Consider the following 23,939-nt stretch of genomic DNA (forward strand, 5'->3'; position numbering starts at 1 on the left):
TTATAGGAACGATATATGATCCATAGTATGACCGCTTTCGCACGACGAGATATAAAAAGTGAATGGGGAAATGCGGCTTGGGAGCTGCGTTCCGTTAACCAACGTTATCTTGAAACTTATATTCGCTTGCCGGAACAATTTAGAAGCCTGGAACCTGTGATTCGCGAGCGTCTACGTGCCAGATTAACACGAGGGAAAGTAGAGTGTAGTTTACGTTTTGAACTTAGTTCACATCAGCAGAGTGAATTAGTCCTAAATGAAGAGTTAGCTAACCAATTGATTAGAACTGCGAACTGGGTAAAAAAGAGTAGTGGTGAAGGCGAAATTAATCCGTTAGAAATTCTTCGCTGGCCTGGGGTTATGTTAGCTCAGGAGCAGAATTTGGATGTTATTTGTAAACATTTACTTAAAGAATTAGAATTTGCTTTAGATGATTTTATTCTCAATCGGGAAAGCGAAGGCGAGATGCTAAAGGTAATGATTGAGCAACGGCTAGATGCTGTTAGTCAGCAAATTCAAGATGTTCGTCATCAAATGCCGGAGATTTTAAAATGGCAGCGTGAGCGCTTACAAACAAAATTAGCAGAGGCAGAAATTCAGATAGATAATAATCGATTAGAACAAGAGCTAATCATGTTAGCCCAACGTATCGATGTTGCAGAAGAACTTGATAGGATAGATGCTCATGTTAAAGAAACGCGTAATATTCTTAAAAAGCAAGAAGCTGTCGGTCGTCGGTTGGATTTTATGATGCAGGAATTTAATCGTGAAGCAAATACCTTGGCCTCTAAATCTATTAATAGCCAAGTGACTAATTCTGCTGTCGAATTAAAAGTCTTAATAGAACAAATGCGTGAGCAGATCCAAAATATTGAGTAAGTTTTCATAGTAATTAACAACAAATCACAAAGCCAGAAGATACCTTGTATTTACTGGCTTTTTTACTATCAGAATATTGAAGAAGAAATCACAATTATAGTTGACCACTACAGTTTGATTGTTAGGGAGAGTTTACAAGTAGGTTATTTTAGGAAGTCTTAACAGTATTTGAATTACACTACAGGTAAGCCATCTGCATTATCAATCGATAGCGCTAATAAATATGAGAGATTAGATGCATAATTCAACAAAATCAAATATTTGAATAAATAAAAAATTGATGAATCTGGCCTTGCATTTTGGTCGGCTAGAGAGCTTGCTAAGCAGCTAGAATATGCGGAATACGGACATTTCACGCCTGTTTTAGAATGAGTGAAAGATGCTTGTTCCCATAGTGTACACAATATTGAAGGTTATTTCGAAGATATCCTCGATATGGTCAATATTGGCTCAGCTGCACAAAGAAAATTAAATGAGGTAATACTGACTCGCTATTGCTTGAAGTCATATCTCTAATGACGTAAATAAGTGCTAAATATTTTTTGTTCCCATCACTTTTCACGACCACAATGGTCTCTAGGATCCATAATAATATGTTGAAAAACTTAGCTGATAGAAGCTGTTATGGGAGCAAAAACTGTTGATTAGTTGACACGGTAGTTACATGAGTTAGTAAGTCTTCTTGATTTCATTGGTTGAAGGGGCATTGCTTTTTATTTCTTTAATTAACTCATCTAGTTAATTAAAAAATTAGCTTAGTAAAAATATAATCAAATAATAATGCTAACCTCTTATCTAGTATTCATAATCACACTAGTTTAGTAAGTTAAGGATATTTTTTAAATTTGTTAGTGTGATGATAGAACGCACTTGTTTGCTATGATGTTGTTCTTACAAAAATATTGTTTATTAAAGACAATGTATTGAAAATTTTATCATAAGAATCGTGTATCAGAAAAATGTTACTTATTTAACGCATTTATTTTCATAAAGATTAACCCATTCATAATGTTTTAATATCGTAAAATTCTTAGATAATTTGAATATGTAGGATGTCCAACAGATAACTAAATGAAGTTTACCGCGCAATTGAGATACAGATTAAATAGATTTCTAGAATGAAATATGGCTAATTAGTCGATATGTTGATTTAATTATAAATAAATTTGTAAGCAAAAGTTTATTTCTTTGTTAAGGTTAATATATTGATATATATGAAAAAATTAAAGTTTAATGAAGGAGAGTTGAATTATTAATAGCAAATTATGATGAAAAAAAGCTATAAAGCCAGTAGAGACATTTTGCTTCTACTGACGATATGGCTTTATGATATTGAGAAATAAATTTCCCTGGTGTTGGCCAACTTGGCAGCCTGACCTTACATGAGGTCAGGTTTTTTTATTATTTTTATTTAAATCTAGTTGTGACTTTACCTTTTTTTATGCTTCGATTGTAGTTAGACTTAAGTCTAGTTTTGCACTATACTTTTATCCTTACATGGAAGTTATTATGTATTTTGGGGGAGTAAGTGGATGTCAAAGACGTTTTTTGATAATGATACGATAAATGATGTAATAAAAAACTACTTAGATAGAGAATTAGCTGTTTTTGGGAAATTTAGGTATGCGTATATTATCCTGAATAAAAGAAATCCAGCGGAAATGTTTGCGATAACAAATTATCCAGATGAGTGGGTTGAAATATATAAGGAAAGGAATTATCAACAAATCGATCCCGTCATTATCTTTGCTCTTAATCGAGTTTCTCCTTTTGAGTGGGACGAAAGTTTGCCTATTAATTCTAATATTAATTTCTCCAAAATTTTCGATATTTCGAAAGATTATAATGTTGTAAATGGCTATACTTTTGTATTACATGATTATAATAATCGCCTTGCTATGTTATCAATCGTGATGTTTAGTTCAGAAGTTGTCGAAATAAAAAAGAAGATAAAAGAGCATAAAAATGATTTGCATATGCTTCTTCTTGATGTTCATGAAAAAATCACCTCTCTGTATCGAGAGATGATTAGACAAAACTATCAGAACCCAGCAAGTAAAAAAGAGTGTTTTTCACCACGTGAAAATGAAATTTTGTATTGGGCTAGTATGGGAAAAACCTACTCTGAAATTGCAACCATACTAGGTATAAAATTGGGTACAGTAAAATTTCATATTGGCAGTGTTGTGAAAAAATTGGGCGTTATGAACGCTAAGCATGCAATAAGACTTGGTGTCGAATTACAGCTCATTAAACCTGTCTCCAAATGATGGATATATTAATGGCCATTTTTTTAAATTATTATTCACAAGGCTGTCATAATGGCTCCTTATCCTTCCAATTAACTTATTTTGATTTTTAGAATCTATGGGCAAAAGCAGCAGATACACTTTTTCGTTTTTTTCTGATAAACCTTGTTCAATGATTGAAACTTCCCAACCTGAACGTTCTACTACTTTTAACATACCATGGCTGATAATAGTAAGAATTCCATCATAATCGCCTTTTTGAGCATAATTAATCATTGCTAGACATAGTATAAAAAAGACAGGATATTTGTCGCAATTTAGTTCTTTTGTTCGGTCTTTGGCCACAAAAAAGCGGCTTGATTCAATATAATTTCCCTTAGGAAGATTAAGATGTTTGAAAAAATGTGCAAATGTGCCTGTAATCATATTAGGAAATTGCATTTCAATAAATCTGACACTACAGATAATGTTGTTATTTCTTACACCAAATAGATAGTTAGCCTTGTCATTATCATATTCATCAAACTCCATGCCATTAATACAACTGACTGCCCAGTTAAGCCGATCTTTAAATGTTTCTTTTCTTAACGTAAATAATTCTTTTGATTTTTTTTCAGTCAAAAGGTTATAGTTCACATCGAATATTTCTAACATTTTTTCTCCATTATTTCATTTACTCGCAGATCCTATATTTAAAATTACTAAAATATTTCTATCTAGCGATACTATTTTTCGATTTCCACTATGAGTAACAATGCCTATTATATTTTGCCTTCTCTGTAGTTTTTTGTACACTAGTGGTGTTATGTTTATATATGATTTTTGCGATGGAACTAACTGACTTATAAGGAATATTTTAGATGAAGTGCAAATCGGAGGTGTAAATTAATCAGACAGTTTTTAATTAAAAGTTAAAAATTTTTATAGATGAAGTTAGCTATACTAAAAAGATATAAAAAACGTTTTATTGTAAACGTTAGTTTTAAAAAAAAGATCTATATATCTGTAGTATAAAAAATTAAAGTATCTATTAAGATAACTTAATTATCAGCCACATATATATTTCATTAACATAATAATTAGAAATTTTTTTATTTAATTATTTTAATGGGAGTATTTGTAATATTTATAATAAATTTCACCTTTATCAAAGAAAGTTAATAATTAAAGCACACGGTAAAAGTTTTATCGTATAATGTAGCATGCAGAATCAATTCAGCTCGTCGCAGTCATAAGTAAAATAAATGATATGGTTTTTATACTTGTAGCAATATATTAAATCAGAGGTCACCATGAATAAAAAAGGAATAAAAAGAGTTGGCGTTTTAACCAGTGGTGGTGATGCGCCAGGGATGAATGCTGCTATTCGTAGTGTCGTAAGAATGGGACTCTCTGAAGGATTAGAAGTTTATGGTGTTTATGACGGCTATATGGGTCTTTATGAAAATCGAATAAAAGAACTCAACCGTTTTAGTGTTTCTGATATTATTAACCGCGGTGGTACTTTCTTAGGCTCTGCTCGTTTTCCTGAATTTCGTGATAGTGAGAAGGTAAGAGCTCAAGCTATTGATAATATGAGAAAACATAATATTGATGCCTTGGTGGTCATTGGTGGAGATGGTTCTTATCGCGGAGCAAAGAGGATCACTGAAGCGGGCTTCCCTTGTATTGGCGTACCTGGAACAATTGATAATGATGTTGCTGGTACTGATTATACTATTGGTTATTTTACCGCTTTGGATACCATTGTTGAGGCAATTGATCGTTTACGTGATACTTCAACTTCCCATAAACGTATTTCGATAGTTGAAATAATGGGGCGCCACTGCGGTGATTTGACTTTATCCGCGGCTATTGCTGGAGGCTGTGAGTTTGTAGTATTGCCTGAAATACCTTTTGATAAGGAAGAGTTACTGACAGAAATTAAATCTGGCTTAGCAAGAGGTAAACGTCATGCGATTGTTGCTATTACTGAACATATTTACGATGTTAATGAATTGGCAAAATATATTGAAAAAGCAACGGGGCATGAAACACGTGCAACTGTTTTAGGTCATATTCAGCGAGGCGGTAGCCCAGTAGCGAGTGATCGTGTTTTGGCATCCCGTATGGGCGCTTACTCTATTCAGCTACTTTTGCAAGGCTATGGTGGCCGCTGTGTTGGTATTCAAAATGATAAACTGGTTCATCATGATATCATAGATGCAGTCGAAAATATGCAACGTAAGTTTAAGCAGGATTGGTTAGATACGGCGAAGAAACTTTATTAACTGTTTTGCTCAGGTTGTAATCGATAAAGTTGCGATATAAGCCTCATAAATTTATGAGGCTTATATGGTATTATTGTGTAATAGTTGTATTTTTAATTAACCATTGCTTTATTCGTTGTTTTTCATCATCATTAAGCCACATACCTAATTTAGTTCTACGCAAGATGGCATCATCTAACTCTGTAACCCATTCATTTTCGACTAAATAACGTAATTCAGCTTCATATAAATTGTGCCCAAAAGCTTCACCTAGATCAGATAACGATTGTGCTTGGTTTAAAATCAAACTGCTGTTACTACCGTAAGTGCGGGCATATCGCAAGGCAATTCCTTCTGGTAACCAGGGGTAGCGTTTACGTAATAACTGAGCATAACCGTCACGATCACAACCTTCGATATCACCACCAGGTAGTGTTGCGTCTTTAGTCCATGCTTTACCGGTATTAGGGTAGTAATGAGCTAATTTATCTATAGCATGTTCGGCAAGTTTACGATATGTGGTTAATTTACCACCAAAAACAGATAATAAAGGTGCTTTTCCTTGTTCATCATGGATATCGAGTGTGTAATCACGTGTAATGGCTTGAGGCGAATCAGATTCATCATCACATAATGGACGTACCCCAGAATAAGTCCAGACAATATCTTGCTGGGTTAACTGTTTTTTGAAATGATCGTTGTAAACTTTTAGTAAGTATTTAATTTCATTATTATCAATGTGAACATCTTTTGGATCACCTTGGTATTCGACATCGGTAGTACCTATAATAGAAAACTCGTCCATCCAAGGAATAACAAAGACAATACGGTGATCTTCATTTTGTAAAATATAAGCTTGTGATCCATCGTGTACACGAGGTACAACAATATGGCTACCTTTAATTAGTCGGATACCGTAAGGTGATTTTAATTGTAACCCTTCATCAAAGAAAGATTTAACCCAAGGTCCAGTTGCGTTTACTAATCCTTTTGCTTGCCAAGTTTCTTTTTTACCCGTACGTAGGTCTTCTGCTTCCACGACCCAGAGCCCGTTCTCACGCCAGGCTCTCGTCGCTTTAGTACGAGTTCGAACTTCACCTTTATGTCTAAGAACTTCTTGTGCATTGAGGACGACTAAGCGTGCATCATCTACCCAACAATCTGAATATTCAAAACCTTTTGTTAATTCTGATTTTAAGACAGAGTTTTTACCAAATTTTAGTCCTTTACTGCCAGGTAGACTGGTACGTTTACCTAGGTGATCATAAAGGAAAAGGCCAGCACGGATCATCCAGGCAGGGCGAAGGTGAGGTTGATGAGGGAGGCGAAAACGCATAGGGAAAGCGATATGGGGAGCAAGCTTAAGCAAAACTTCACGCTCGGCAAGCGCTTCACTAACTAAACGAAATTCATAATGTTCTAAATAGCGCAATCCGCCGTGGATCAGTTTGGAACTAGCTGAAGAAGTTGCGCTAGCAAGATCTTGAGCTTCTAGTAGTAATACTGATAATCCACGACCAGCAGCATCAGCGGCAATACCAGCACCATTTATACCACCACCTAGCACTATTAAATCTTTTATTTCCATGCGTCCCCCAATGTTCGAGATTGCTCAAGTATGTTCGTTTTCGCTCACGATTTTAATCAAATTAGATTCGAAAGCCAACTATTATTAAGCGGAAAAAACCATAAAATTGATGCCACTTATTGTTTGATGGAAAAATAGACCAAAATAGCAAACTAATTTAGAGAATGAGTATTAATTTGGAGAGAATATGGGCTTATAAAGAAGTATAGCTACAGAAATAGAGCAGGAAATAAGAAAATTTCCTGCGATAAGCGAATATTAGCATATCTCAAGGGTTACATTATGATACTCAATCATTTTTTCGATGTTTGCAGGAGGAGCTTGGTCAGTAAAAAGATAATCAATCATCTCCATACTGCCTAGGTTAACCATTGCATTGCGCCCAAATTTTGAGTGATCAGTGACCAGCATAACGCAACGAGAATTTTCAATAATTGCTTTTTTTGTTCGTACTTCATGGTAGTCGAACTCAAGTAATGAACCATCCTCATCGATACCACTGATACCTAAAATACCATAGTCCAGACGGAATTGAGATATAAAATCTAGGGTTGCTTCACCAACAATCCCGCCATCACGGCTACGAACTTCTCCTCCTGCTAAAATCAAACGAAAATCCTCTTTTGGCATAAGTAGGATTGCAACATTAAGATTATTCGTAACGATCCTTAAATTTTTATGATTCAGCAACGCATAGGCGACAGCTTCTGGTGTGGTACCGATATCGATAAATAGTGTCGCCCCATTAGGGATTTGGCGCGCAACATGTTGGGCAATTCGTTCTTTTTCATTCGACCACATCATTTTGCGATCATGGTAAGCCGTATTTACAGAACTTGAAGGAAGTGCGGCACCTCCGTGATGGCGTTGAATTTTATTTTTTTCTGCCAGTTCATTGAGATCACGACGAATAGTTTGTGGGCTGACATTGAAATATTCAACTAACTTTTCAGTACTTACATAGCCTTGAATACGGGCAAGTTCGATAATAGCATCATGGCGTTGAGTTTGTTTCACAAAAACCTCAAGTATCACTAAATATATTGGTCAAGTTTTGTATTATTTGGTTTATGTCTATTATCCCATAATCCCATTAATAAACCGATAATTAACCCGGCAGTGTGTGCTGTGTTAGCTATCTTCATGCCAAAAATATCAAAGTAACCAAGAAATAACCATAAAACAGCAAATATCATTAATCCTCGTGGAATAGAAATACCTTTTGCTGGGTGACGTTCACCGGTTAACCAAACGTAACCAATTAACGAAAAAACCACGCCAGAAAGACCACCAAAAGCTGAGCCACTAAATAGCGATTGCCCCCAATTACTAAAAAGAGCTGATACAATAGTAATGACAAATAGCTTACCTGTACCTAATTGGCGTTCTACCTGACTACCTAAATACCACCACCACATTAAATTAAACAAAATATGCATCAATGAAAAGTGCAGTAAAGCAGGGGTGAATATTCGCCAGATTTCAGTGTATTGAGTATTTGATGGCCAAGCAAGATAAGCCATTACGGTGTCATTACCAGAAATTAGCATCCAAATATAAATAAAAATAGTTAAAAAGAAAACGATAATGGTAAGTGGTCCAGATTGTTTTTTTAAATAATCGAAAGTGAGATAATTACGGTAGCCAAATTTTTTATCGACATGTCCAGTTTGCCAGCTTGCCGCCTGATAACGGGAGTTAAGAGGATCTTGCATAAATAGTTTTAGTTCTTGTTGTGCTTGTTCGAACTTATTTTCGTCCTGTAACCAGAGATCAAAGAATTTCCCCTGTGGCTCAGCGCGCATTTCAATAACAATGTTTTGCATTGCCATATAATCAATAAATGCTTGTGCTAACCTAGGATTTGCTATAGAAATTAGATGGATCATAGCCTGTTATATCGCTTAAGAGAGTGAATTGATGGTGTGTGGATATTCTCTCGACCATACTTCAAAACCACCGTTTATGCTATAAACAGTTTCGAAGCCCGTATTAACCAAATATTGTGCTGCTCCTTGGCTACTATGGCCATGGTAACACATTACCATTACTGGCGTATCAAAGTCAGTTTGGCTAATAAAGTTATTTAAGGACTCATTTGTAAGATGGTAAGCGCTGGTAATATGCGCTGAATGAAAACTTTGTGGGTCGCGAATGTCGACCATGATGCTGTTACCTGTTTGCCAAAGTTTATAGGCTTGTTCAACTGTAATTAATTGAAAATTATCCATAGTAATTCTGCGCTATATTATTTTATGTTTGGAAAAAAAGATACTCTCTATACTCTTAAAGAGTATCTATCTTTAGCAAAAATGGGTAATAATTTTAATAATAAGAGTGATCACCACGTTGATGTTCGGTTAAATCTTTTACGCCTTTCAATTCGTCTGGGAACATATTTAGCAATTGCTTTTCAATACCTTCTTTTAAGGTAATATCGACCATTGAACAGCCATTACAACCTCCACCAAATTGTAGAATGGCATATCCATCATCAGTGATTTCCATTAATGATACCTTTCCTCCATGGCCGGCTAACTGTGGATTAATTTGTGATTGAATAACATATTCAACTCGTTCCATCAGCGGGGCATCGTCAGCAACTTTTCGCATTTTAGCATTAGGTGCTTTTAGAGTAAGTTGAGAGCCTAATTGATCCGTTACGAAATCAATTTCAGCCTCTTCCAGAAAAGGTGCGCTAATCTCATCAACATAGGCTGAAAGTTTATCAAATTTAAGTTCAATATCAGTTGCTTCGATAGCATCAGGTGGACAATAAGAGACCCCACATTCCGCAGAAGGTGTGCCAGGATTGATAACAAATACGCGAATTTGTGTACCAGATTCTTGATTTGCCAATAGTTTGGCAAAATGAGCTTGTGCTGCTTCAGTAATATTAATCATAGTCAATGCTCAACTTTATCATTTTAGTATGTTTATCATACGCTCTTTTCATTACTTTCTACAAGGTTCTGCATATTGCCCAGGCTTGGACTGAATTTGCGCCAGCTTTAATGAGCAATTTAGCCACTTCATTCATTGTTGTACCTGTTGTAATTACATCGTCCAGTACAGCAATATGACGATCTTGAAACGATTTTTTTATCCTAAAAGCGTTACTAAGATTTTGTGTACGTTTTTTAGCAGAAAGTTGAGTTTGTGGTAGTGTAGCACGAGTGCGAGTAATTGAATTAGTCTGATATTGGCATCCTAGCCAATAAGCTAATTGTATGGCCATTAAACTGGCTTGATTAAATCCACGTTGCCAATGTTTACCATGATGAAGTGGTATTGCCATTATGATATCTGGTTTGCGCCAGCGTTGCTGACGATATCCTTGTTGCCAATAAAGTAGGAATAAGCGCGCAAGGATAAAAGCGATTTGAGGGATTTTTCCAAATTTGTACTGCTGTATTAGCTTACTTAATGGTGGTATATAGGCAGTAATGGCAACAAGATTGTGCCAATAGGGTGGAGTTTGTAAGCAGCGACCGCAAGTAAAGGTAAATTTTTCGACGGGTAAAGCACAGCGATAACAAACTTGTTTTAGATAAGGCAAATGTTTTAAACAGTAGTGACAAATGCCATGAAAGCGATATTTTAGTGTTTGGTGGCATAGCCAACAGTATCCAGCCATTGTTAACATAATGATATCCTTTTTTATACCTATAAAGAGAGAATAACTATGTCCACACTGTTTTGGCAGCAGTCCGGTAAAGGAAAACAAGATATTGTGCTATTGCACGGATGGGGATTAAATGCAGAAATTTGGCGTACAATTGAAGTGGAATGTGGCTCCCATTTTCGTATGCATCTTGTTGACTTACCTGGCTATGGTCGTAGTAATTTTTTCCCACCGATGTCATTACAACAAATGGCAGAAGTTATTTGGCAAAAGGCGCCTAAGCAAGCTATTTGGTTAGGTTGGTCGTTAGGCGGATTAATTGCCAACATCATTGCTCTTAACCATCAAGCTGAAATCGCGGGTTTAATAACAGTGGCTTCAACACCATGTTTTAGTCAGCAAGAAAACTGGCCAGGCATTAAACCGATGGTGCTTACAGGCTTTGAACAACAATTACAGGCTAATTTTCATCGTACAGTAGAACGTTTTCTGGCATTGCAAACATTGGGCACTAAAACAGCACATGAAGATATACGTTTATTAAAAACAGTGTTACTGAAACAGCCATTACCTTCCGTTGCTGTATTAAACGCAGGTTTAGAGATTTTGCGAACAACGGATCTACGGCAATCTTTATTAACGCTAAATAAGCCTTTTTTACGCATCTATGGTGATCTTGATGGTTTAGTGCCCAGAAAAGTCGTACCAATAATAGATGCATGGTTACCAAATTCGCCTTCGGTGGTAATAAAACATGCTGCCCATGCCCCGTTTATTTCTCATCCTAAGCAATTTATTCAATTGTTAGTGGATTTTTCTTGCCAATTGGAGCAGTGAATAAGAGGAGTTAAATAGAATTAAAAAAGTTATATAAGCTAAATAAAGTAAGCGATAATTTATTAAAAATTAGCGCTTACTTGCGTAAATCAGACAGAAGTTACTTGATAAATTTTTTAGGTTACACTTTTTTATTTCAGGGCATAGTTTACAACTATGACCCGTTAAACAAGATGATTGATCAATTTGTTCTAATTTTCCCATGGCGGTTAATTTATCTAACATAGCTTCAATCATAGGTAATGACGCAGAGAATTTCTGACTAATTTGGTAAGCATCCGTTCTACCATACAGTGCAACCATATCTCTAACTTGCAATAAACTGATCATCTAGCTCCTCCTAATGACATGAGCCACGTTCACGGTGGTTACATTTGTGAACATTATGATTAAGTTTAAGTGTTATGCGTTTACGTGAATGGCGTAATAATGTGATTATCAGTAGATTAAAGGCGACGAGCAAGCCAATAACCACGGCGCTATACTGTGGATGTTGTGAGAAAGTTGTTATTTGGTAGAACAAGGCAGAGACCGAATAAGCAACATTTAAGCCCCAAAGAATTGAAAACGTCATCCAGCTTCGATTTGTTTCGCGGGCAATGGCGCCTAATACAGAAATGCAAGGAACATAAAGTAGAACAAAGATTAGATAGCTATAGGCTGATAAAGTTGATCCGAATCGTGCTGCCATAGCGCCCATTGTACTGCTATCCATCTCACCATCCCCTTTACTTGCTTCAATAGGATTGGATAAGACACTTAAGCTGAATGTTTCTTTCAGGCTATCCCAAGTTTCATTAACGGCATCCTCTAATTCATCTAATAAATTAAATTGCTCGGCATCAAAAGGTGTTTGAGTAATATTTTCGGCGTTATACAGTGTATTCAATGTACCAATAACAACTTCTTTAGCTAACGCGCCTGTAATAAGCCCAACGGTTGCTTGCCAATTATCATCGTTGATACCGATAGGTTTCAGTAGCGGGGTAAGGGTTTTACTTACTGACGCTAATGCGGATTGGTTAATGTTATCAACAACTTTACCGGATAAAGAAAAACTATTAAGTGCCCCGATAATCATACTGGCAATAATAATTACTTTTCCTGCTCTTAACACAAAACCTTTCAGTCTTTGCCAGGTTTGTAACAGTAATGTTTTTAAGTGTGGTACATGGTAGACCGGTAATTCCATGATAAAAGGCGAAGATGCGCCCCGTGCAATAGTATATTTCAATAACAACCCGGTTAGGATCGCAATGACAATACCTAATAAATAAAGAGAAAAAACAATACTTGCTCCATTTTTGCCAAAAAAAGCAGCTGCAAAAACAGCAAAGATAGCTAATCTTGCGCCACAAGACATAAAAGGTGCCATCAAAATGGTGATTAATCGTTCGCGTGGAGTATCTAATGTCCGTGCTCCCATAATGGCAGGCACATTACAACCAAAACCGACTATCTAAGGAACAAAAGATTTACCAGGCAAACCTAGTGCTTGCATCAGTCTATCCATGACAAATGCCGTGCGTGCCATATAACCTGAGTCTTCCAATATAGAAAGGAATAAATACATTAAACCAATTTGGGGAACTAATGGTAATACCGTGTTAATACCGCCCCCAACCCCTTGGGCAAGGAAAACAGTCAGCCATTGTGGTAAATTAAAAGTATGACCAACCCATTGAATTCCATGAATGAAAATGGCTTCTGATCCACCTTCAAAGAGGGGTTGTAATGCACCACCGATATTGATAGCAAGTATAAACATTAAATACATGATAAAAAGAAATGTAGGCAACCCAAGCCAGCGATTAAGGACGAAATTATCAATAAATTGCGTTAAGCTATTAGGTTTTGCCGTTTCAGTATTAATGACCGCTTCGCAAAGGGTTGCAATAGTTTGATAGCGTGCATCAGCAATGATAAGTTCAGGTTCTTCAGCTTGTTGGGATTGCAAATGTGCTTTTATTTTACCTAATCTATTAGTGGAAATAGCGCTACGTTCGCGGCTATAGATATCACCTTCTAATATTTGTAGTGCTAACCAACGGCGCTGTTGATGACTGAATGTATTATGGTCGATAATTTGAGTTAATTTTTCCACTTCAGTGAGCAAAATATCGGGATAGTGGATGAGGGTTGAAATAAGATTATTGCTATGCTGATCGATCGCTTGTTTTAATTTGCTAATACCTTTTGCGCGAGTCGATACTAAGGGAATAACAGGGCAACCTAGGCGTGCCTGAAGTTCATCAATATTAATGTGAATATTTTGGTTTTCAGCAATATCCAACATGTTAAGCGCGACGAGACAAGGTACACCTAATTCAATAAGTTGTATTGTTAGATAAAGATTACGTTCGAGGTTAGCGGCATCGATAACATTGATCAGCATATCCGCTTCGCCACTCAGGATGAAATGACAAGCAATTTGTTCATCGAGTGAGGTTTGTTCTGAAATAGTGGTTAATGAATAGGTGCCAGGTAGGTCAACTAATTCAATATCATATTCCGAGGTTGCAAAGCGGCCAACCTTTCGCTCAACGGTGACACCAGCCCAATTTCCCACACGTTGGCGAGCGCCTGTTAATTGATTAAAGAGTGTCGTTTTACCGGCGTTAGGGTTGCCAATAAGGCCAATAGTTAATGATTTCATAGTTCTGGGGTCAGATGAGTAATAAGTAATAGGCTATTTAGTTAACATAAAAATATTTTTATACTACTTGGTTGCCGGCATCGTCTAAATTTAATAGTGCAAGATCTTTTTTTCTTACGATCAAGTTCATACGGCGAGTTTGGATTTGAATAGGATCACCAAGCGGCGCTATACGAATAACGTTAAAAAAAGATCCAGGTAACATGCCTAAAGAAAGTAACTTCTGGCGGTAAGCTGGATTTATTTCTGATGAAAATCCGACAATTTTGTATCGATGATTAGGAAGAATTGACATAGACACTTCCACTATAAAGCCAAAAAATAAAGATACCGTAAATAGGTACCAGACGAATAGCAAAATTAATAAGAAATATTATCATTATCACATTAATAATGATAATCATAATTATGTGCTACTCGTATTAATTTAGCGCTTTTTTTAAATGACAGCAATTGATATTGATCAATCGTTACTTTGAGAGTGAACTATTGGCAGCAAAATTAGCGTTAATTCATTATTTTTATTAAAAAAACGATTTTTTATAACAGAATAGGTAATAGCCTGATACTAGATCAAACTATTAGCTATATAAATATTGACTATTAGCGCTTTTTATTAAGTGCCGCCGCCAGCGCATCACCCATAACACTATTACCGAATAGTGTATTGCTTTGTTGGGATGTTTTGGTTGAACTGGCTGAGGGGACATTTCTGCCTGTTTGCTGCTTATTACGATGTTGTGGTGTATCTACTGTTTTCTCATCTAGGCGCATGGTCAGCGCAATTCGTTTACGGTTTAAATCAATATCAATGATTTTAACGGTGATAATATCACCTGCCTTGACTATGGAATGCGGATCTTTAATAAATTTATCAGACAAGGAGGAAATGTGTACCAGACCATCCTGGTGAACGCCAATATCGACAAACGCGCCAAAATTGGTCACATTGGTCACCGAACCTTCTAATATCATACCTACTTTGAGATCTTCCATTGTTTCAATGCCATCGACAAAGGTGGCTGTTTTAAATTCTGGTCGCGGGTCTCGTCCAGGCTTTTCTAATTGCTTTAAAATATCATTTACCGTCGGAATACCAAATTTATCAGTAGTAAACTGTTCTGGTTTGAGGTTATTGAGCACGCTAGTGTTACCCATGATCATTTTTAAGGGTTGCTTAGTGGTTAATAAAATTTTTTCTACGATTGGATAAGCTTCAGGATGAACTGTTGAGGCATCGAGAGGATTATTCCCTGCCATAATGCGTAAAAACCCCGCGCACTGCTCAAAAGCTTTTGTACCAAGACGCGTAACTTGTAATAGTTGTTTGCGGTCATTAAAGCGCCCGTGTTCGTTACGCCAATTAACAACATTTTGGGCAATTGTTTTACTTAGCCCTGCAACATGAGAAAGGAGAGCAACAGAGGCGGTATTTAGATCGACTCCGACTGCGTTTACACAATCTTCGACTACCGCTGCTAATTTTTTAGCGAGTAAAGTTTGGTTAACATCATGTTGGTATTGGCCAACACCAATTGATTTGGGATCAATTTTTACTAATTCAGCTAACGGGTCTTGTAAACGACGAGCAATAGAGACTGCACCACGTAAAGAGACATCGAGAGTGGGAAATTCTTGTGCCGCTAACTCAGAGGCTGAGTAAACTGAAGCGCCAGATTCACTAACGATCACTTTCTGTGCAGTAATATTTGGGTACTGTTTTTTAACTGCGGCGAAAAAGCGTTCCGTTTCACGCGAAGCAGTACCATTACCAATGGCCACCAAGGCAACTTTATATTTCTCACATAAGGATGCAATAGTTGCTGCAGATTTTGTTGCTTGACCGGTATGAGGATAAATCGTGTCGGTAGTAATGAGTTTGCCTGTCCCATCAACAATAGCAACTTTAACGCCCGTGCGTAAGCCAGGATCTAATCCCATGGTGGTATGCATACCGGCAGGCGCTGCCATTAAAAGGTCATGTAGATTACGTGCGAAAACATGGATCGCTTCTTCTTCTGCTTTTTCCCGTAAGGTAGCCATCAATTCTGTTTCAAGATGTAACAGAATTTTGACTCGCCATGTCCAACTGATAACAGCTCTTCGCCATTTATCTGCTGGTGCATTATTTAAATGTAAGCCAAAGTGTTGAGTAATAATTTCTTCACAATAACTTTCTTTTGGCGATGGTTCAAATTGTGGATCGGCATTAAGTGATAATTGTAAAATGCCACCGTTACGGCCACGAAACATGGCAAGCGCTCGGTGGGAAGGGATATGCGCAATAAGCTCATGGTGATCAAAATAATCGCTAAATTTTGTTCCTACTGTTTCTTTGCCTTCGATTACTTTGGCTGTTAAGTGGGCATTTTTCCACAAATAATTACGAATTTTGCTAAGTAAATTTGCATCTTCAGCGAAGCGTTCCATTAGAATATAGCGGGCACCATCAAGTGCAGCTTTAGTGTCATTAATATTTTTTTGTGGATCAATAAAGGTTTCGGCTATCTGTTCCGGTATATGTTGGGGCTCATTCCATAATCGCTCCGCCAGAGGCGCTAAGCCAGCTTCAATTGCTATTTGGCCTCGGGTACGACGTTTGGGCTTATAAGGTAAATAGAGATCTTCAAGCTCAGTTTTATTAAATGTGTTATTAATCGCTTCAGCAAGTTCAGCGGTAAGCTTTCCTTGTTCATTAATCGATTTTAGAATAGTTTGGCGGCGTTCGTTTAATTCACGTAAGTAACTTAAACGCGTTTCAAGTTTACGCAGTTGATTATCATCGAGCCCGCCTGTGACTTCTTTACGATAGCGGGCAATAAAGGGAACGGTATTTCCTTCATCGAGTAATGTAATAGCTGAAAGTACTTGCGCTGGTGTGGTGTCTAATTCATGTGCAATAATTTTGCTTAAGGATTTATTCATCATTTTAGTTTCTTCAATACTTAAATAGGACGCAATTATCTGCTTATGTGCACATTTATACGTGTTGAAAACAATAATTTCCAGTTAACATTATATTTGGATATTAGAACCTGATGTAGTCAACGAAAACTTTTTTTTGAATTATATATAGTAATTAGTTTAAATTAAGGTTAATCATACTGAGTTTTTATTGTGAAAAATAATTATATTACTCGTGAAGGCTGGAACAATCTTGAAAAAGAGTTGAAGTTTCTTTGGCGAGAGGAGCGACCAAAAGTCACCCAAGCTGTATCAGAGGCAGCGGCACTTGGTGATCGCTCAGAGAATGCGGAGTATATTTATGGTAAAAAGCGATTACGAGAAATTGATCGACGTATTCGATTTTTATCTAAACGTCTTGAAGTATTAAAGATAGTTGATCCCGATCCTCGTCAGGAAGGTAGAGTTAATTTTGGTGCTTGGGTAAAACTACAAGATGAAAATGGTGTTATTAAAGTTTTTCGCTTAGTTGGACCTGATGAATTTAATCCGATTAAAAAATGGATTTCTATTAATTCACCTGTGGCAAGGGAATTATTAGGTAAACAAATTGATGATGAAGTTACGGTGAATACGCCAAATGGTATTATTACTTACTGGATACTGGAAATTAATTATCAAGGGATTGAGTTGTAAATGATATAAAATTAAAAAGATCAATTAAATGTAAATATTAATCTGAAAAAGACTAATAGAAATTAGTTATATTATTATATGGCCTTATTTGTTATTAAGGCACTATGTATAGGGATCTTAAAAATATTTATGGAGTCAAAAAAATGCAAGAAAATTATAAAATTCTTGTTGTGGATGATGATATGCGTTTGCGCTCTTTACTGGAGCGTTATTTAACTGAACAAGGTTTTCAGGTACGTAGTACTGCTAATGCGGAGCAAATGGATCGTATTTTGACTCGTGAATCTATTCATTTGATTGTACTAGATTTGATGTTACCTGGAGAAGATGGCTTATCCATTTGCCGTCGTTTAAGAAGTCAAAATAATCCTATTCCTATTATTATGGTAACAGCAAAAGGTGAAGAGGTAGATAGGATTGTTGGATTAGAAATTGGGGCGGATGATTATATACCAAAGCCATTTAATCCTAGAGAATTATTGGCTCGTATTCGTGCCGTTTTACGACGTCAGGCAAATGAGCTGCCGGGTGCACCGGCCCAGGATGAGGCGGTAATTCGGTTTGGTAAATTCAAATTAAATCTAGGAACAAGGGAAATGTTTCAAGATGATGAGTCTATGCCATTAACTAGTGGTGAGTTTGCTGTTTTAAAAGTATTGGTCTCTTATCCACGTGAGCCTCTGTCTCGTGACAAACTGATGAGTCTTGCTCGTGGGCGTGAATATAGTGCCATGGAGCGTTCGATAGATGTGCAGATTTCACGTCTACGTCGAATGATTGAGGATGATCCTACTCACCCACGTTATATTCAAACGGTTTGGGGATTGGGTTATGTATTTGTGCCGGATGGTAGTAAAGCATGAAACGATTGCGTTTTTCCAGACGTAACACGTTTTCTCGTTCATTATTTGTTATTGTTACTTTACTGTTTGCTAGTTTAGTCACCAGCTATTTGGTTGTGCTTAATTTTGTTGTGATGCCAAGTCTTCAGCAGCTCAATAAAGTCTTAGCCTATGAAGTGCATACGTTATTAACAGAGAAAATCGAATTACAAGATGGAAATGCAATTTTGATGCCTCCATCATTTAAGAAGAAAATCTATAAGGAGTTGGGTATTAATTTTTATACCAAGTCACTTGCTATGGAGAAAGGCTTACGTTGGGCGAGACATTACGAGGAATTAAGCCAACAGATGGCGGAATATATGGGTGGCAAGGCGGATGTTCGTCTTGAAATCGCCAAAGAGCATCCTTTTTTATGGTTAAATTCTTATCTTGCCCCAAATGTATGGATACGATTGCCTTTAACTGAAATAGGACAGAATCAGTTCGCCGTTGTATTTCGTTATACCCTGGCTATTTTTTTAACCATTTTTGCTATTACATGGCTTTATATACGCTATCAAAGTAGGCCATTATTTGTGTTAGAAAATTATGCTAAGCAAATGGGAAAAGGTGTCATGGTTCCTGCAATCAAGGAAGAAGGTTCATTAGAAATACGTTATGTCATCCGCGCTTTTAATCGTATGTCATCTGGGATAAAAATGCTGGAAAATGATAGAACGATATTAATGGCAGGGGTGAGCCATGACTTGAGAACGCCGTTAACACGGATTCGGTTAGCGACAGAAATGATGAATGAAAAGGATCAATATCTCGCAGAATCAATTAACAAAGATATTGAAGAGTGTGATGCTATTATTGAGCAATTCATGGACTATATACGTACAGGTCGGGAAATGAATATGGAGTTTTGTGACTTGAACAAAGTCCTACTTGAAGCTGTTAATGCTGAGAGTAGTTTTCTGCCTAATATTGAGACACAAATTAGTTCAACACCAATTATTATTAATGCTAATGTAATTGCTATTAAACGAGCAGTAACCAATATGCTGGTTAACGCTTTTCGCTATGGCAATGGTTGGGTAAAAGTCAGTAGTGGTGTAATAAAAGATCATGCCTGGTTTCAGGTTGAGGATGATGGTGCAGGAATTAAAAAAGAGAGTATTCAACATCTTTTTCAACCTTTTGTGCAAGGCGAAAGAGCAAGAAGTAATGGCGGTACAGGATTAGGATTAGCAATTATTCGCCGAATTATTGATGCTCATGATGGTGAAATTATTATAGATAAAAGTAAACGAGGAGGATTATCTATACGGGCAACTTTACCATTAATGGAAAAATAAAAATTTAAATTTTTATTTAGCCGTAATTTAACTGAAAATTTTATCATATTTTATGAAATCATATAATTCTTTGATTTTAAAAATTTATTATATCTATTTATAAGGCTATATTTTTAAATAAATTGGTTATTAATTTAACAGTCATAAAACTATCATAAATAATACATCTTTCTGTCATCTAACTAATCTATTTTCTCCTCGTATTTTTTTAACTCGCTACAATTAACAGAGTAACTTGTTTCTCTTTCATCCCAAATAGGAGGGATTATGAAATTGATACGTTCTATCATCGTTAATGTCATAACCATAATTTCTTTGACAACAATGTCAGCTTATGCGGCAACTAGCCTAACTGGAGCTGGCGCCACATTTCCTGCACCGGTTTATGCAAAATGGGCGGATAGCTACCAAAAACAAACGGGTGATCAGATTAACTACCAGGGGATTGGTTCATCCGGTGGGATAAAACAGATTATAGCTAAAACAGTTGATTTTGGTGCCTCTGATGCGCCTTTAAATGATGAAAAACTTCATCAAGCCGATCTTATTCAATTTCCAACTGTGATTGGCGGCGTTGTTCCAACGGTCAATATTGCCGGTATTGAATCTGGACAATTGATATTAGATGGCAAAACATTGGCTAACATTTATCTAGGTGTCATTAAAAAATGGAATGACCCGAAAATTATTGAATTAAATCAGGGCTTAAAATTACCAGCACAAAATATTACCGTGGTTAGACGTGCTGATGGCTCAGGAACGACTTTTGTTTTTACTAGTTATCTTGCCAAAGTGAATGCTGATTGGAAAAATAAGATAGGTACAGGTTCTACCGTAAGGTGGCCAACTGGCATTGCTGGAAAAGGTAATGAAGGGGTTGCTGCCTTTGTTCAACGTCTACCTGGCGCAATCGGTTATGTAGAATATGCCTATGCTAAACAGAATAAATTAGCGTATACCAAATTAATTTCTGCCGATGGAGAAGCGGTTGCACCAACTGCAAATAGTTTTAGCGCCGCTGCTAAAAAGGCTGATTGGACTAAAACGTTTGCGCAAGATCTTACCAATCAAGCGGGAAAAAATGTATGGCCAATTACTTCCGCAACTTTTATCTTATTACATAAAAAACAGAAAAATATTAAGAAGGGAAAAGCCATATTAGCATTCTTTGATTGGGCATATGACAAAGGAGCTGATCAGGCTAAGGCTTTGGATTATGCGACATTGCCGAATGAAGTTGTGGCACATATTCGGGCAGCATGGAAAAGTAATATAAAGGATGCTAATGGTAATCCTATATACTGAATTGAGTGTGACATCAGCAGAAAGTAAAAATCGCGCTCTAATATAAATGAATGATTATCCCCTTATTATATAAGGGGATTAAAATGAGAAAAAATAATGGCTGAGAAATTAACGACATATAAAGCGCCGGGGAAAAAAGGTGATCTTATTTTTGGTGCTCTCGTTAAGTTAGCTGCATTAATTACACTATTAATGCTAAGTGGAATTATTATTTCTTTGATTATTGCATCGTGGCCGAGTATTGAAAAATTTGGTTTTTCTTTTCTTTGGTCAAAGGTTTGGGATGTCCCTGCTCAGGAATTTGGGGCATTAGTGACCATTTATGGCACGGTAGTAACGTCATTAATTGCCTTGATCATTGCGGTACCGGTCAGTTTTGGCATTGCGCTATTCTTAACAGAATTATCACCAAATTGGTTAAAGCGACCGCTAGGAATTGCGATTGAACTATTGGCGGCCATCCCAAGTATTGTTTATGGCATGTGGGGATTGTTTGTTTTTGCGCCGCTATTTGCCACTTATTTTCAAGAGCCTGTTGCTAACGTTTTGGCCGGAATACCAATTATAGGTGAATTATTTTCAGGCCCGGCTTTAGGTATCGGTATCTTAGCTGCCGGCGTGATCCTGGCAATTATGATTATTCCTTATATTGCTTCAGTAATGCGAGATGTTTTCGAGCAGACGCCAGTTATGATGAAAGAATCCGCTTATGGTATTGGCTGTACGACTTGGGAAGTTATCTGGCATATCGTATTGCCTTATACGCGTAATGGCGTAATAGGTGGTGTAATGTTAGGGTTAGGACGAGCTTTAGGGGAAACGATGGCAGTCACTTTCATTATTGGTAATACTTATCAGTTAGATAGTTTTTCACTTTTTATGCCAGGAAATAGCATTACTTCCACGTTGGCAAATGAGTTTGCTGAAGCTGAAAGTGGATTACATACTGCTGCATTAATGGAGTTAGGCTTAATTTTATTTGTTATCACCTTTATCGTGCTTGCATTTTCTAAATTGATGATTATGCGTTTGGCCAAAAATGAAGGGCGCTAACATGTTGACGACAGATACAACAAAAACTATCGATATTAAACAACGTCAACGCCGTCAGGCATGGCGAAGACAAAAAAATCGGATTGCACTATTGCTCTCGATGATCACAATGGCATTTGGTCTGTTTTGGTTAATTTGGATCTTATTTACAACTTTAACCAAAGGAGTAGAAGGCATGTCCTGGAATTTATTTACTGAAATGACGCCGCCGCCAAATTCTACCGGTGGGGGATTAGCCAATGCTATTGTAGGTAGTGGTTTGTTGATTTTATGGGCAACGGTGCTAGGCACACCACTTGGCATTATGGCTGGTATTTATTTAGCCGAATATGGGCGTCGTTCTTGGCTGGCGGAAATTATTCGTTTCATTAATGATATTTTGCTTTCTGCGCCATCAATTGTGGTTGGATTATTCGTTTATATGATTGTTGTTACCAGAATGCAGCATTTTTCTGGTTGGGCTGGTGTTATTGCTCTGGCATTGTTACAGATCCCAATTGTTATTCGAACCACGGAAAATATGCTAAAACTTGTGCCAGATAATTTGCGTGAGGCGGCTTATGCTTTAGGCGCACCAAAATGGAAAATGATTTTATCCATTACCTTAAAAGCGTCTGTCTCAGGAATTATTACCGGAGTATTACTTGCCATTGCGAGAATTGCCGGTGAAACAGCGCCTTTATTGTTTACTTCACTTTCTAATCAATTCTGGAGTACCGACCTCAGCGAACCGATTGCTAATCTTCCAGTAACCATATTTAAATTTGCAATGAGTCCATTTTCAGAATGGCAGCAATTAGCTTGGGCAGGTGTTTTATTGATCACTTTATGTGTATTGTTAATCAATATTTTAGCGCGTGTATTATTTGCCAAGAAAAAATATTAGTTCTTTAGTAATAGATGACAAATTTAAGAGATTAATTGATGATTAAAGTAAACGATAGGGTAGGAAGTAAAATTCAAGTTCGTGACTTGAACTTCTACTATGGTAAATTTCATGCGCTAAAAAACATTTCGTTAAATATTGCAGAGAATAAAGTCACGGCTTTTATTGGCCCTTCAGGCTGTGGTAAATCTACCCTTTTACGTACATTTAATAAGATGTATGAACTCTACACTGAACAGCATGCAGAAGGTGAAATTTTGCTGGATGGCACCAATATTTTGACCGATGAACAAGATATTGCCTTATTGCGCGCCAGAGTAGGTATGGTTTTTCAAAAACCTACGCCATTTCCGATGTCAATCTATGACAATATTGCTTTTGGAGTGCGTTTATTTGAGAAACTTTCTCGCGTTGAAATGGATGAACGTGTTCAATGGGCGTTAACTAAAGCCGCCCTTTGGGATGAAACGAAAGATAAACTTTCGCATAGTGGCTATAGTTTATCAGGCGGCCAGCAGCAGCGGTTGTGTATTGCTCGTGGTATTGCGATCCGGCCAGAAATCTTGTTATTAGATGAGCCTTGTTCAGCACTTGATCCTATCTCAACAGGACGCATTGAAGAGTTAATAAGTGAACTGAAATCTGAGTATACCGTGGTAATGGTTACTCATAATATGCAGCAGGCAGCACGTTGCTCCGACTACACAGCATTTATGTATTTAGGTGAATTGATGGAATTTAATGATACAGATACTTTGTTTACTACACCTACAGTAAAACAGACTGAAGATTATATTACTGGCCGCTACGGTTGATATAGGGTACTA

Annotated in this window: 21 protein-coding genes and 1 pseudogene; 11 read left to right on the forward strand and 11 right to left on the reverse strand. The window is 36.9% G+C overall.

Features of this window, described 5'->3' with window-relative positions:
- Positions 1 to 15: 15 nt before the first annotated feature.
- Positions 16 to 879, forward strand: a complete 864-nt coding sequence (locus tag H1X92_RS05360) for a YicC/YloC family endoribonuclease (protein WP_180559186.1) — start codon at positions 16 to 18, stop codon at positions 877 to 879.
- Positions 880 to 2,411: 1,532 nt separating this feature from the next.
- Entirely contained in the window at positions 2,412 to 3,149 is a 738-nt protein-coding gene (locus H1X92_RS05365; RefSeq protein ID WP_180559187.1) for a helix-turn-helix transcriptional regulator, read from the forward strand.
- On the opposite strand, the gene H1X92_RS05370 is transcribed toward H1X92_RS05365, so the two are convergent.
- Positions 3,120 to 3,782, reverse strand: coding sequence for an acyl-homoserine-lactone synthase (locus tag H1X92_RS05370; RefSeq protein WP_180559188.1), 663 nt, complete (start codon positions 3,780 to 3,782; stop codon positions 3,120 to 3,122). The two genes, H1X92_RS05365 and H1X92_RS05370, sit on opposite strands and share 30 nt — an antisense overlap.
- 638 nt (positions 3,783 to 4,420) lie before the next feature.
- Here H1X92_RS05370 and pfkA point away from each other — a divergent pair.
- Positions 4,421 to 5,398, forward strand: a complete 978-nt coding sequence (gene pfkA, locus H1X92_RS05375; RefSeq protein WP_180559189.1) for a 6-phosphofructokinase — start codon at positions 4,421 to 4,423, stop codon at positions 5,396 to 5,398.
- 70 nt (positions 5,399 to 5,468) lie between these two features.
- Here pfkA and glpD read toward each other — a convergent pair whose 3' ends face one another.
- From glpD to gntX, 6 genes are all read right to left on the reverse strand, one after another.
- Complete coding sequence (glpD, locus tag H1X92_RS05380; protein ID WP_180559190.1) at positions 5,469 to 6,965, reverse strand: glycerol-3-phosphate dehydrogenase; 1,497 nt, start codon at positions 6,963 to 6,965, stop codon at positions 5,469 to 5,471.
- 258 nt (positions 6,966 to 7,223) lie between these two features.
- Positions 7,224 to 7,982, reverse strand: coding sequence for a DeoR/GlpR family transcriptional regulator (locus H1X92_RS05385; RefSeq protein ID WP_180559191.1), 759 nt, complete (start codon positions 7,980 to 7,982; stop codon positions 7,224 to 7,226).
- 17 nt (positions 7,983 to 7,999) lie between these two features.
- Positions 8,000 to 8,854 carry a rhomboid family intramembrane serine protease GlpG gene (gene glpG / locus H1X92_RS05390; RefSeq protein ID WP_180559192.1) on the reverse strand — a complete coding sequence of 285 codons (855 nt, stop codon included), beginning with the start codon at positions 8,852 to 8,854 and terminating at the stop codon, positions 8,000 to 8,002.
- 15 nt (positions 8,855 to 8,869) lie between these two features.
- The gene (glpE, locus tag H1X92_RS05395; protein ID WP_180559193.1) at positions 8,870 to 9,196 is read right to left on the reverse strand and encodes a thiosulfate sulfurtransferase GlpE; all 327 of its coding nucleotides are present in this window, start codon (positions 9,194 to 9,196) and stop codon (positions 8,870 to 8,872) included.
- 94 nt (positions 9,197 to 9,290) lie between these two features.
- On the reverse strand, positions 9,291 to 9,869 hold the full coding sequence (nfuA, locus tag H1X92_RS05400) for a Fe-S biogenesis protein NfuA (protein ID WP_180559194.1): 579 nt from the start codon (positions 9,867 to 9,869) through the stop codon (positions 9,291 to 9,293).
- Positions 9,870 to 9,927: 58 nt separating this feature from the next.
- Complete coding sequence (gene gntX / locus H1X92_RS05405; RefSeq protein ID WP_180559195.1) at positions 9,928 to 10,611, reverse strand: DNA utilization protein GntX; 684 nt, start codon at positions 10,609 to 10,611, stop codon at positions 9,928 to 9,930.
- Between the two features lie 39 nt (positions 10,612 to 10,650).
- Here gntX and bioH point away from each other — a divergent pair, with 39 nt between their 5' ends.
- The gene (gene bioH, locus H1X92_RS05410) at positions 10,651 to 11,427 is read left to right on the forward strand and encodes a pimeloyl-ACP methyl ester esterase BioH (protein ID WP_180559196.1); all 777 of its coding nucleotides are present in this window, start codon (positions 10,651 to 10,653) and stop codon (positions 11,425 to 11,427) included.
- A 69-nt stretch (positions 11,428 to 11,496) separates the two neighbouring features.
- Here the strand turns inward: bioH and H1X92_RS05415 are convergent, their stop codons facing one another.
- From H1X92_RS05415 to H1X92_RS05430, 4 genes and pseudogenes are all read right to left on the reverse strand, one after another.
- Complete coding sequence (locus H1X92_RS05415) at positions 11,497 to 11,757, reverse strand: FeoC-like transcriptional regulator (protein WP_180559197.1); 261 nt, start codon at positions 11,755 to 11,757, stop codon at positions 11,497 to 11,499.
- Positions 11,758 to 11,767: 10 nt separating this feature from the next.
- Positions 11,768 to 14,083 (reverse strand): annotated as a pseudogene (gene feoB / locus H1X92_RS05420) (Fe(2+) transporter permease subunit FeoB).
- 58 nt (positions 14,084 to 14,141) lie between these two features.
- Complete coding sequence (gene feoA, locus H1X92_RS05425; protein WP_180559198.1) at positions 14,142 to 14,378, reverse strand: ferrous iron transporter A; 237 nt, start codon at positions 14,376 to 14,378, stop codon at positions 14,142 to 14,144.
- A gap of 308 nt (positions 14,379 to 14,686) precedes the next feature.
- Positions 14,687 to 17,008: a Tex family protein gene (locus tag H1X92_RS05430; RefSeq protein WP_180559221.1), complete on the reverse strand. Its 2,322-nt coding sequence runs from the start codon at positions 17,006 to 17,008 to the stop codon at positions 14,687 to 14,689.
- A gap of 189 nt (positions 17,009 to 17,197) precedes the next feature.
- Between H1X92_RS05430 and greB the strand changes: the two genes are divergently transcribed.
- The 7 genes from greB (at position 17,198) to pstB (ending at position 23,927) form a co-directional block, all read left to right on the forward strand.
- Positions 17,198 to 17,683, forward strand: coding sequence for a transcription elongation factor GreB (gene greB / locus H1X92_RS05435; RefSeq protein ID WP_180559222.1), 486 nt, complete (start codon positions 17,198 to 17,200; stop codon positions 17,681 to 17,683).
- Between the two features lie 143 nt (positions 17,684 to 17,826).
- The gene (ompR, locus tag H1X92_RS05440) at positions 17,827 to 18,546 is read left to right on the forward strand and encodes an osmolarity response regulator transcription factor OmpR (protein ID WP_026821896.1); all 720 of its coding nucleotides are present in this window, start codon (positions 17,827 to 17,829) and stop codon (positions 18,544 to 18,546) included.
- On the forward strand, positions 18,543 to 19,868 hold the full coding sequence (envZ, locus tag H1X92_RS05445) for a two-component system sensor histidine kinase EnvZ (RefSeq protein WP_180559199.1): 1,326 nt from the start codon (positions 18,543 to 18,545) through the stop codon (positions 19,866 to 19,868). Before ompR ends, envZ begins: the two co-directional genes overlap by 4 nt.
- 267 nt (positions 19,869 to 20,135) lie before the next feature.
- On the forward strand, positions 20,136 to 21,173 hold the full coding sequence (gene pstS / locus H1X92_RS05450) for a phosphate ABC transporter substrate-binding protein PstS (RefSeq protein WP_180559200.1): 1,038 nt from the start codon (positions 20,136 to 20,138) through the stop codon (positions 21,171 to 21,173).
- A gap of 96 nt (positions 21,174 to 21,269) precedes the next feature.
- Positions 21,270 to 22,226, forward strand: coding sequence for a phosphate ABC transporter permease PstC (gene pstC, locus H1X92_RS05455; RefSeq protein ID WP_180559201.1), 957 nt, complete (start codon positions 21,270 to 21,272; stop codon positions 22,224 to 22,226).
- 1 nt (position 22,227) lies between these two features.
- Positions 22,228 to 23,112, forward strand: coding sequence for a phosphate ABC transporter permease PstA (pstA, locus tag H1X92_RS05460; RefSeq protein WP_180559202.1), 885 nt, complete (start codon positions 22,228 to 22,230; stop codon positions 23,110 to 23,112).
- 38 nt (positions 23,113 to 23,150) lie between these two features.
- Positions 23,151 to 23,927 (forward strand): phosphate ABC transporter ATP-binding protein PstB, encoded by a 777-nt coding sequence (gene pstB / locus H1X92_RS05465; protein WP_180559203.1) that lies wholly within the window; start codon positions 23,151 to 23,153, stop codon positions 23,925 to 23,927.
- The last annotated feature ends 12 nt before the right edge of the window (positions 23,928 to 23,939 follow it).

This window comes from Arsenophonus endosymbiont of Apis mellifera (assembly GCF_903968575.1).
Taxonomy (GTDB): domain Bacteria; phylum Pseudomonadota; class Gammaproteobacteria; order Enterobacterales; family Enterobacteriaceae; genus Arsenophonus; species Arsenophonus apicola.

Coding starts and splice junctions, on each gene's coding strand:
- H1X92_RS05360 (WP_180559186.1), top strand. CDS start 16: ATGATCCATAGTATGACCGCTTTCGCACGACGAGATATAAAAAGTGAA.
- H1X92_RS05365 (WP_180559187.1), top strand. CDS start 2,412: ATGTCAAAGACGTTTTTTGATAATGATACGATAAATGATGTAATAAAA.
- H1X92_RS05370 (WP_180559188.1), bottom strand. CDS start 3,782: ATGTTAGAAATATTCGATGTGAACTATAACCTTTTGACTGAAAAAAAA.
- pfkA (WP_180559189.1), top strand. CDS start 4,421: ATGAATAAAAAAGGAATAAAAAGAGTTGGCGTTTTAACCAGTGGTGGT.
- glpD (WP_180559190.1), bottom strand. CDS start 6,965: ATGGAAATAAAAGATTTAATAGTGCTAGGTGGTGGTATAAATGGTGCT.
- glpG (WP_180559192.1), bottom strand. CDS start 8,854: ATGATCCATCTAATTTCTATAGCAAATCCTAGGTTAGCACAAGCATTT.
- glpE (WP_180559193.1), bottom strand. CDS start 9,196: ATGGATAATTTTCAATTAATTACAGTTGAACAAGCCTATAAACTTTGG.
- nfuA (WP_180559194.1), bottom strand. CDS start 9,869: ATGATTAATATTACTGAAGCAGCACAAGCTCATTTTGCCAAACTATTG.
- gntX (WP_180559195.1), bottom strand. CDS start 10,611: ATGTTAACAATGGCTGGATACTGTTGGCTATGCCACCAAACACTAAAA.
- bioH (WP_180559196.1), top strand. CDS start 10,651: ATGTCCACACTGTTTTGGCAGCAGTCCGGTAAAGGAAAACAAGATATT.
- H1X92_RS05415 (WP_180559197.1), bottom strand. CDS start 11,757: ATGATCAGTTTATTGCAAGTTAGAGATATGGTTGCACTGTATGGTAGA.
- feoA (WP_180559198.1), bottom strand. CDS start 14,378: ATGTCAATTCTTCCTAATCATCGATACAAAATTGTCGGATTTTCATCA.
- H1X92_RS05430 (WP_180559221.1), bottom strand. CDS start 17,008: ATGAATAAATCCTTAAGCAAAATTATTGCACATGAATTAGACACCACA.
- ompR (WP_026821896.1), top strand. CDS start 17,827: ATGCAAGAAAATTATAAAATTCTTGTTGTGGATGATGATATGCGTTTG.
- envZ (WP_180559199.1), top strand. CDS start 18,543: ATGAAACGATTGCGTTTTTCCAGACGTAACACGTTTTCTCGTTCATTA.
- pstS (WP_180559200.1), top strand. CDS start 20,136: ATGAAATTGATACGTTCTATCATCGTTAATGTCATAACCATAATTTCT.
- pstC (WP_180559201.1), top strand. CDS start 21,270: ATGGCTGAGAAATTAACGACATATAAAGCGCCGGGGAAAAAAGGTGAT.
- pstA (WP_180559202.1), top strand. CDS start 22,228: ATGTTGACGACAGATACAACAAAAACTATCGATATTAAACAACGTCAA.
- pstB (WP_180559203.1), top strand. CDS start 23,151: ATGATTAAAGTAAACGATAGGGTAGGAAGTAAAATTCAAGTTCGTGAC.